This window comes from Deinococcus rhizophilus, assembly GCF_030271215.1.
GTDB lineage: Bacteria > Deinococcota > Deinococci > Deinococcales > Deinococcaceae > Deinococcus > Deinococcus rhizophilus.
In genome coordinates this window covers 1-7,876 of record NZ_JASNGB010000135.1, presented here as the reverse complement: position 1 = coordinate 7,876, position 7,876 = coordinate 1, and the positions used below count along the sequence as shown (strand labels likewise).

Below are 7,876 nucleotides of genomic sequence, written 5' to 3'. Positions count from 1 at the left end.
GCCCCCTCGCGGGTCTGCGCCTCGCCCAGCGGCTGCTCGGGCACGCCGCCGGGAACGGCCACCCCCTCCACCGCCGTGTCCGGCCACCACGCCCCGAAGACCTCCGCGACCGGGCGCAGCTTGGCGGGGTTGAGGCTGCCCACCCGGACCAGGGGTGCTGTCACTCGCCCTCCGGCGGCCACACGCCCAGCACCCGTCTCAGCAGCGCGACCTGGCCCCAGTGGTAGGCGCTGTGCGCGGCCAGATCGGTCAGGATGTCCCGCGCCCGGTCGGAGGGCGAGTCGGCCAGGGCGCGGGCCTCGGTCAGCCCCAGCCGCAGCTCGGCGAGCAGGGTGCGGAAGGCGGCCTCGTCCGCGACCCCCGGCCAGGGGTCAAGGTCCTCCGGCCACGCCGAGGCCCGCCCCGCCGCGAGGTCGAGGCTGGCGCGGGCCGTCACCGCGAGGTGCGCGAGCGAGTCGGCCAGGGTGTAGGGCACGCCGGGCACCGGGCGGGAGGCGTCCTCCCAGCCCAGGTCCCGCAGCAGCCGCTCGGGGCCAGGGAAACTGGTGCCGCCCAGGGCACCTTGCAGCAGGTTCATGGAGGTCAGGGTACGCCAGGCGCCGGGCCGGGCCGGGCGGGCGCGTCCGTCAAGGCCAGGTCAAGGCTGGGTTGCGCCCGCGTAAAGCAGCCCTCAGCGCGGCGGGCCCCTGCGGCCAGCAGACTGGGGAGCAGAGCAGACAGGAGCCCCCCATGAGCACCACAGATCCCCCCTTTCCCCTGACGAACGCCACCCCGATCGAGATCCTGCTGGTCGAGGACAGCGAGCCCGACATCATCCTGACCCAGGAAGCGTTCGCGGCGGCGGGGGTGGCCAACTCGCTGCATGTGGCCCGCGACGGCGTGGAGGCCCTCGACTTCCTGCGCCGCGCTCCCGGCTACGAGGACTGCCCGCGCCCCGACGTGATCCTGCTCGACATCAACATGCCGCGCAAGAACGGGCTGGAGGTGCTCGCGGAGCTCAAGCACGACCCCCAGCTGATGACCATCCCGGTGATCGTCCTGACGACCAGCCAGGCCGACGAGGACATCCTGCGTTCCTATCAGGCGCACGCGGCGAGCTACGTGGTCAAGCCCATCGACTTCGAGCACTTTTACCTGGCGATTCAGGCCCTGGGGCGCTACATGCTCAGCATCGTGCGGGTGCCGCCGCACACGGCCTGAGGGTCAGGTGGGGGCTGTCCGCGGTCCCCCCTCTCCCGCGGGGCTGGACCACTCCCAGCTTCCTCCGCAACGGGGAGAAGCAAAAACTTGATGTTCTCGGGCCAGATGCAGCAGTTGGGCTGACTCTTCACCCAGGCTCTCAGGGCAGCAGCCCGCTAAAGCCCAGCCCCGTCCCCTCCGGCCATCCCAGCGCGAGGTTGAGGCTCTGGAGGGCCTGCCCCGCGCCCCCGCGTCCCCGGGGGTCCAGCGCCGCTGTCAGCAGCACCCGGCCCGAGTCGAGGTCCAGGCTGGTGCCCAGTTCAATGAAGGGGGTGCCGCGCAGCCGGGCGGGGTCGGGGGCGTCACCCGGCAGCAGCCGCACGAACGCCTCGCCCGCGTAGGCCTCGCGGTAGGCGCTCCACACGTCGCGGTCGCTGTAGCCGTCGGGCACCCAGGCTTCCGCGAGCAGCAGCAGCCCGGCCAGCCCCGGCAGCCCCGCCGCCGTGAACTCCAGCCCGAAGCGGCCCGGCAGGGCACGGGCAATCTCGCCCGCCTGAGCGTGCCCCACGGCAAAGGCGGGTGCGGGCGCTCCCCGCAGTTCGGTCAGGCGCAGGCCACGCGGCAGCAGCACCCCCTGCTCCAGCAGCGGCGCGAGCGTCAGCACGGCGGCAGTGGTGAGGTCGCCGGGCACCGCCACCCGCGTGGCCCCGCGCAACGCCCCCCGCGTCCGCTCTGGCAGGCCATACACCCAGCCCGAACCGGGGGTCAGGGCCTCGGCCACCCGGCGGCCCGTGAGGTCCAGCGTCAGGCGGGTGCCCTCCTGGGGGCCGCCCTCTGCCGTGTCCGCCAGCACCAGCACGTCGGCCTCTTCCAGCCCGGCGGCGGCGCGGAAGCTCAGGCGGGTGACTGCGCGCAGGGTGGGATAGAGCTCCGCGATGGGCTGCCCGGCCTGGGCGCGGGCGCTCACCCCGGTCACGTTCAGCCCCGGGTGGGCCAGTGCCAGCCGCAGGAACTCGGCCCCCTGGGGGGTGTCGCCGCCGACGAGGGCGACGGAAACTGGGTCGCTCATCCTTTCCCCCTCACAGCCCGAAGCGGGCGTAGATCGCGTCCACATGCCGCAGGTACCACCCCAGGTCAAAGGCGGCGTTCAGCTCGTCCGGGCTCAGCGGGTTGGCCTCGTCCGCGCCCAGCAGCTCGCGCAGGCCCTCGCCCGTCTCCCAGCTGCGCAGGGCATGGCGCTGCACGAGGTCGTAGGCGGCCTCGCGGCTCATGCCCTTCTCGTCGATCAGGGCGTGCAGCACCCGCTGGGAAAAGACCAGCCCGCCGAGATCGTTCAAGTTCCGCAGCATCCGCTCCGGGAAGACCACCAGATCACGCACCACCCCGGTCAGGCGGCGGGTGGCGTAGCTCGCGGCGCTCGTGGCGTCGGGCAGGATGATGCGCTCGGCGCTGGAATGGGAAATATCGCGCTCGTGCCACAGGGCCACGTTCTCCAGCCCGGCGGCGAGGTAGCCGCGCAGCAGCCGCGCAAAGCCCGTCACGTTCTCGGTCAGGATGGGGTTTTTCTTGTGCGGCATGGAGGAGCTGCCCGTCTGCCCCTTGCCGAAGGGCTCCATCGCCTCGCGGACTTCCGAGCGCTGGAGGTGACGAATCTCCACCGCGATCCTCTCCAGGGTGGTCCCCAGGATGGCGAGGGCCGACAGCACTTCGGCGTGGCGGTCGCGGGCGAGGGTCTGGTTGGTGACGGGTGCGGCCTGCCAGCCCCAGGCGGCGGCGACTTCCTCCTCGATCTGGGGGGAGACGTGCGCGTAGGTGCCCACGGACCCGGACAGCATGACCACCCGCACCCGCTCCCGCGCTGCACGCAGCCGCTGGAGGTCGCGGTCCAGCGCCGCCATCCAGTTCAGGAACTTCAGCCCGAAGGTCATCGGCTCGGCGTGGATGCCGTGGGTGCGGCCCACCGTGGGCGTGTGCTTGTGGGCGACCGCCTGCACCCGGCAGACCTCGCGCAGGGCCTCCACGTCGGCCAGGATCAGCCCGAAGGCCCCGTCGAGCAGCAGGTTCTGGGCGGTGTCCACCACGTCGGTGCTCGTCAGGCCGTGGTGGATGAAGCGGGCTTCTTCCCCGTAGCGCTCGGTGAGCGCCCGCGTGAAGGCCACGATGTCGTGCCGGGTCACGGCCTCGATCTCGGCCACCCGCACGGCGAAGGCGTCGTCGAGAGGGTCAGCGGCGGCGCGGGCGGTCAGAGCGGCGAAAGCCTCCGGCGGGACCTCGCCGTGCCGGGCCTGGGCCTCCATCGCGGCGAGTTCCACGCGCAGCCACGCGCGGTACTTGCTCGCCTCGCTCCACAGCGTCTTCATCTCGGGGGTCAGGTAGCGGTCGATCACGACGGGCAGCGTACCCCAGCCGGTGAGCCGGAGCACCTTTGCCCGGGGCCGGGTCTGCTTGTTGTGGGGGATGAGCGATGTCCTGACCTGCGCCGCCTGCGGAGCCAAGAACCGGGTGCGGACCGTCCCTGAAGGGCAGGTGCCCGCCTGCGCCCGCTGCGGGGCCGCGCTGCCCTGGCTGCACGACGGCACCGACGCCACCTTCGCGGAGGACGTGCAGGCGCCTGTGCCCGTGCTGGTGGACTTCTGGGCGCCGTGGTGCGGCCCGTGCCGGGTGATGGGGCCGGTGCTGGAGGACGTGGCCCGCGAATGCGCCGGAAAGGTGCGGGTGGTCAAGGTCAACGTGGACGAGAACCCGCAGTCGGCCGCCCGCTACGGGGTCCGCAGCATCCCCACGCTGCTGCTGATGCGGGAGGGGCAGGTGGTCGACACGGTGGTGGGAACGGTGCCCAGGGCGGCCTTGCTGGGGCGGCTGGCGGCGCTTGCGGAGTAGGCCCGCCCTCCCCCGTCCCGCACCCTATCCTGGGCCATGTTGCCAGAGCTCTGGGCCGCCACCGACCGCGAGGACTGGGAGGACGCGCGGAGGCGTCTGGAGGCCGACCCCGACCTCCTCGCCTCCCGCGCGGGCCAGATGGCGCTGGGGTACGTGCAGGCGCATGCGGGCGACCACGCCGGGGCGCGTGAGGTCTACGGGCGGCTGCGGCAGGCCCACGCGGGCGACCCCTGGGAGCATGTCGCCGTTTATCAGCTCGGCATGGTGGAGCGGCTGGCGGGCGAGCACCGGGCCGCGCTGGACCTCTTTGCCCAGGAGCGGGCGCTGATCGGGGCCTTGCCGGAAGCGGAGCAGCCCTTCAAACGGGCGGTGAACGGCTACGAACTCGTGGTGGGCCACCTCGCCCTCGGGGAAGTGAACCATGCCCGTGCCGCGCTCGGAGAGGCGCTGGCCGACGCCCACACCGCCGACGACCCGATGACCCTGGGCTGCCTCCACCGGGCGCGGGGGGAGCTGGCCGCGCAGGGAGGCGACGGGGCCGGGGCGCGGGCCGCCTATCAGGAGTCCGCCACCTTCTTCCGCGAAGCTGACGCGGACCGGGCCGCCGCCGAGGTCGAGGCCCGCGCCGCCTTGCTGGAGGGCTGATGCCGGGGCTGCTGCTGGCGATGCTGGCCTTTCTCAACGTGGGCGGGCTGATCGCGCTGGTGCTGCAAGTGGGGCGCGGGGAGTGGGTGGCGGCGCTGGGCAGCCTCGCCTTCGTGGTGCTGTTCGACCTGCTGGGGGTCTGGCTGCTGCGCGAGGCCCGTGGGGGGAGGAAGTAGCGCCGGGTCCGTCCCGCTCAGGGTCAGGGCTGCCGCCCACCGTGCAGGCACAGGACGCGGCTCAGGCCCGCCACCAGTCCTCGAAGGGGGTGACCGGCGTGGTGCGCTTGTGCCGGGTGTTGAGGTACAGCCGCTCCAGCCGCGCGGCCACGTCCCCCGGCACGCCCTGGCCTTCCAGGTAGGCGTCGATCTGGGCGTAGGTCACGCCCAGCGCGGCCTCGTCGGGGAGGCCGGGGCGGTCGTCTTCCAGGTCGGCGGTGGGCACCTTGCGCCAGGTGGCTTCCGGGGCGCCGAGGTGAGCCAGAAGCTGCGCCCCCTGCCGCTTGGTCAGGCCGGTCAGGGGCGTGAGGTCCACGCCGCCGTCGCCGTACTTGGTGTAAAAGCCCGTCAGCGCCTCCGCCGCGTGGTCGGTGCCCACGACCAGCAGCCCCTCCTGCCCGGCGAGGGCGTACTGGGCGACCATCCGCTCGCGGGCCTTGACGTTGCCCCGCACGAAGTCGCGCAGCGGCTGGCCGAGGGCCTCGGCGGCGGCCTGGGCGGAGGCGTCCGCCGCCGCCTTGATGTTGACCGTCACGGTGCGGTCGGGCTGGATAAAGGCGAGGGCGGCCTGCGCGTCCGCCTCGTCGGCCTGCACCCCGTAGGGCAGCCGCACCGCGAGGAAGGTGGCCTCGCTCCCCCCTTCGCGCACCCGCTCGGCGGCCAGCTGGCAGAGGCGCCCGGCCAGGGTGCTGTCCTGGCCCCCGCTGATGCCGAGGACGTAGCCGTGCGTGCCCGTCGCCCGCAGGTAGTCGGCGAGGAAGGCCACGCGGCGCCCGACCTCGGCGGCGGGGTCGATGTCGGGGAGGACGTGGAGGGCGCGGCGGATCTGGTCGCGGAGGGGGAGCATGGGGACAGGGTAAGGGGCGGGGGTCTTGATTCGGCTGGACTGTTCCCCCAGTTCCCTCTGTATCGGGTCCCCCGGCCGCTCTCCCAACTTCGGCCCATCCTCACCCCTCGCCCCGTACACTCCTCAGGCGATGACCTCCTCTGTCCGCCCGATCTCCCTCGACGACGCCGTGGACCGTCTCGGTCTCGGCCCCTTTCAGTGGCGGCTGCTGGGCATCTGCGGGCTGACCTGGGCCGCCGACGCGATGGAGGTGCTGCTGATGGGCTTCGCCCTGCCCGGCATCTCGGCGGCGTTCGGGCTGGAGCGCGGCTCGGCGGACGCGACGTGGCTGCTCACCGCCACCTTCGCGGGGATGTTCGTGGGGGCGCTGTTCTGGGGCTGGCTGGCGGACCGCATCGGGCGGCGGGCGGTCTTCCTGACGACGGTGGCGCTGGGGGTGGTGTTCGGGCTGGCGGGGGCCTTTGCGCCCTCGGTCGCGTGGCTGGTGGTGGCCCGCGTACTGACCGGCTTTGCGATCGGGGGCACCCTCCCGGTGGACTACGCGATGATGGCCGAGTTTGTGCCGACGCGGTGGCGGGGCCGATTCCTGGTGTACCTGGAAAGCTTCTGGGCGGTGGGGACGGTGATGGTGGCAGGGCTGGCGTGGTACCTGAGCACCGTCTTCGAGCCTGCCGGGGCGTGGCGTTGGCTGCTGGCCCTGGCCGCGCTGCCGGGGCTGATCGGGCTGCTGGCCCGGCTGGGGATTCCCGACTCGCCGCGCTCGCTGCTGGTGCGGGGGCAGGAGGGGGCGGCGCGGGCGGCGCTGGGGCGGGTGGCCCGCGCCAACGGCACCGCGCTGCCCGACGCGCCCCTGCAAGTCCCGCCCCCCGCGCCCCGCGTGACCCCGGCCGCCCTCTTCGCGGGGGCGCTGCNGGGGCGGGTGGCCCGCGCCAACGGCACCGCGCTGCCCGACGCGCCCCTGCAAGTCCCGCCCCCCGCGCCCCGCGTGACCCCGGCCGCCCTCTTCGCGGGGGCGCTGCGGCGGCGCACGGTGCTGCTGGCGCTGGTGTGGTTCGGGCTCAGCCTGGGCTACTACGGCATCTTCACCTGGTTGCCGTCGTACCTGCGGGCGGGCGGGCTGGACCTGGGCGCGGTGTACCGCACCACGCTGCTGCTCGCGCTCGCGCAGGTGCCGGGTTACCTGCTCTCGGCCTATCTGGTCGAGCGGGTGGGGCGGCGGGGCACGCTGACGGGCTTCCTGGGCGTGTCGTCGGTGGCGGCCTTCCTCTTCCTGCTGGCGGGCACGCCGGGGACGGTGCTGGGCACCTCGGCGCTGCTCTCTGCCGCGCTGCTGGGCGCGTGGGGGGCGCTGTACGCCTACACGCCCGAGCTGTTCCCCACGCCGCTGCGCACGACCGGCATGGGCTTCGTGAGCGGCATGGCCCGGCTCGCCTCGCTGCTCTCGCCGTTGCTGGGGGCGCTGCTGCTCACCGGGCAACTGGGCTGGGCGCTGGGTCTTTTCGCGGCCTGCTTCGCCGGGGCCGCCCTGTGCGCGTGGCTGATCGGGGTCGAGACGCGCGGGCGGCAGCTTTCCGAGGCCGCCATGCCGGAGAATGCGGCGTGACTGTTCCCGCCTCGCCCCTCTTCACCGACCTCTACCAGCTCACCATGATGCAGGGCTACTGGCACCACGGCCTGCACGCGCGGGAGGCGGTGTTCGACCTGTACTTCCGCAAGCTGCCCTTCCAGGGGGGCTTCGCGGTGTGGGCGGGGCTGGAACCCGCGCTGGGGATGCTGGAGGGCCTGCGCTTCTCGGAAGGCGACCTCGCCTATCTGGAGGGGCTGGGCCAGTTCCGCCCCGACTTCCTGGACGCCCTGCGCGGCTGGCGCTTCTCCGGGCAGGTCACGGCCTTCCGCGAGGGCAGCGTGGTCTTTGCGCACGCGCCGCTGCTCACGGTGCAGGCGCCGCTGTGGGAGGCGCAGCTCGTGGAGACGGCGCTGCTGAACACGCTGAACTTCCAGACGCTGGTGGCGACGAAGGCCGCCCGCTGCGTCCTCGCGGCGGGGAGCAGCCCGCACGGGGGCCAGGTCGTGGAGTTCGGCACCCGCCGGGCGCAGGGGCCGGACGGGG

General features: G+C 73.5%; 10 protein-coding genes and 1 pseudogene. 6 read left to right on the top strand and 5 right to left on the bottom strand.

Going from position 1 to position 7,876, the window contains the following annotated elements:
- Both QOL99_RS12700 and QOL99_RS12695 read right to left on the bottom strand, forming a co-directional pair.
- Positions 1–143, bottom strand: a 143-nt coding sequence (locus QOL99_RS12700) for a DUF84 family protein (protein WP_285524329.1), incomplete at its 3' end; no start/stop codon positions are given.
- Positions 144–160: 17 nt separating this feature from the next.
- Positions 161–577 carry a DinB family protein gene (locus QOL99_RS12695; protein WP_285524327.1) on the bottom strand — a complete coding sequence of 139 codons (417 nt, stop codon included), beginning with the start codon at positions 575–577 and terminating at the stop codon, positions 161–163.
- A gap of 152 nt (positions 578–729) precedes the next feature.
- Between QOL99_RS12695 and QOL99_RS12690 the strand changes: the two genes are divergently transcribed.
- Positions 730–1,200, top strand: coding sequence for a response regulator (locus tag QOL99_RS12690; protein ID WP_285524325.1), 471 nt, complete (start codon positions 730–732; stop codon positions 1,198–1,200).
- A gap of 139 nt (positions 1,201–1,339) precedes the next feature.
- Here the strand turns inward: QOL99_RS12690 and QOL99_RS12685 are convergent, their stop codons facing one another.
- On the bottom strand, positions 1,340–2,248 hold the full coding sequence (locus tag QOL99_RS12685) for an N-acetyl-gamma-glutamyl-phosphate reductase (RefSeq protein ID WP_285524323.1): 909 nt from the start codon (positions 2,246–2,248) through the stop codon (positions 1,340–1,342).
- 10 nt (positions 2,249–2,258) lie between these two features.
- Positions 2,259–3,566: an adenylosuccinate lyase gene (gene purB, locus QOL99_RS12680; protein WP_285524321.1), complete on the bottom strand. Its 1,308-nt coding sequence runs from the start codon at positions 3,564–3,566 to the stop codon at positions 2,259–2,261.
- Between the two features lie 70 nt (positions 3,567–3,636).
- Between purB and trxC the strand changes: the two genes are divergently transcribed.
- The 3 genes from trxC to QOL99_RS12665 are packed head-to-tail and all read left to right on the top strand — an operon-like array spanning position 3,637 to position 4,880.
- Entirely contained in the window at positions 3,637–4,059 is a 423-nt protein-coding gene (trxC, locus tag QOL99_RS12675) for a thioredoxin TrxC (protein WP_285524319.1), read from the top strand.
- Between the two features lie 36 nt (positions 4,060–4,095).
- The gene (locus QOL99_RS12670) at positions 4,096–4,704 is read left to right on the top strand and encodes a hypothetical protein (RefSeq protein ID WP_285524317.1); all 609 of its coding nucleotides are present in this window, start codon (positions 4,096–4,098) and stop codon (positions 4,702–4,704) included.
- Positions 4,704–4,880, top strand: a complete 177-nt coding sequence (locus QOL99_RS12665; protein WP_285524315.1) for a hypothetical protein — start codon at positions 4,704–4,706, stop codon at positions 4,878–4,880. Before QOL99_RS12670 ends, QOL99_RS12665 begins: the two co-directional genes overlap by 1 nt.
- Before the next feature lie 61 nt (positions 4,881–4,941).
- Here the strand turns inward: QOL99_RS12665 and nadE are convergent, their stop codons facing one another.
- Positions 4,942–5,766 carry an ammonia-dependent NAD(+) synthetase gene (nadE, locus tag QOL99_RS12660; RefSeq protein ID WP_285524314.1) on the bottom strand — a complete coding sequence of 275 codons (825 nt, stop codon included), beginning with the start codon at positions 5,764–5,766 and terminating at the stop codon, positions 4,942–4,944.
- Positions 5,767–5,896: 130 nt separating this feature from the next.
- On the opposite strand from nadE, the gene QOL99_RS12655 reads away from it, so the two are divergent.
- Both QOL99_RS12655 and QOL99_RS12650 read left to right on the top strand, forming a co-directional pair.
- A complete protein-coding gene (locus tag QOL99_RS12655) occupies positions 5,897–7,369 on the top strand; it encodes an MFS transporter (protein WP_285524312.1) in 1,473 nt (490 codons plus the stop codon).
- Between the two features lie 44 nt (positions 7,370–7,413).
- Positions 7,414–7,876, top strand: a pseudogene (locus tag QOL99_RS12650) (nicotinate phosphoribosyltransferase); the annotation flags it as partial.

Excerpts from the sequence above, each read along its gene's own strand:
- QOL99_RS12665 (WP_285524315.1), top strand. The coding sequence starts at position 4,704 with ATGCCGGGGCTGCTGCTGGCGATGCTGGCCTTTCTCAACGTGGGCGGG.
- QOL99_RS12690 (WP_285524325.1), top strand. The coding sequence starts at position 730 with ATGAGCACCACAGATCCCCCCTTTCCCCTGACGAACGCCACCCCGATC.
- nadE (WP_285524314.1), bottom strand. The coding sequence starts at position 5,766 with ATGCTCCCCCTCCGCGACCAGATCCGCCGCGCCCTCCACGTCCTCCCC.
- QOL99_RS12685 (WP_285524323.1), bottom strand. The coding sequence starts at position 2,248 with ATGAGCGACCCAGTTTCCGTCGCCCTCGTCGGCGGCGACACCCCCCAG.
- QOL99_RS12670 (WP_285524317.1), top strand. The coding sequence starts at position 4,096 with ATGTTGCCAGAGCTCTGGGCCGCCACCGACCGCGAGGACTGGGAGGAC.
- QOL99_RS12695 (WP_285524327.1), bottom strand. The coding sequence starts at position 577 with ATGAACCTGCTGCAAGGTGCCCTGGGCGGCACCAGTTTCCCTGGCCCC.
- trxC (WP_285524319.1), top strand. The coding sequence starts at position 3,637 with ATGAGCGATGTCCTGACCTGCGCCGCCTGCGGAGCCAAGAACCGGGTG.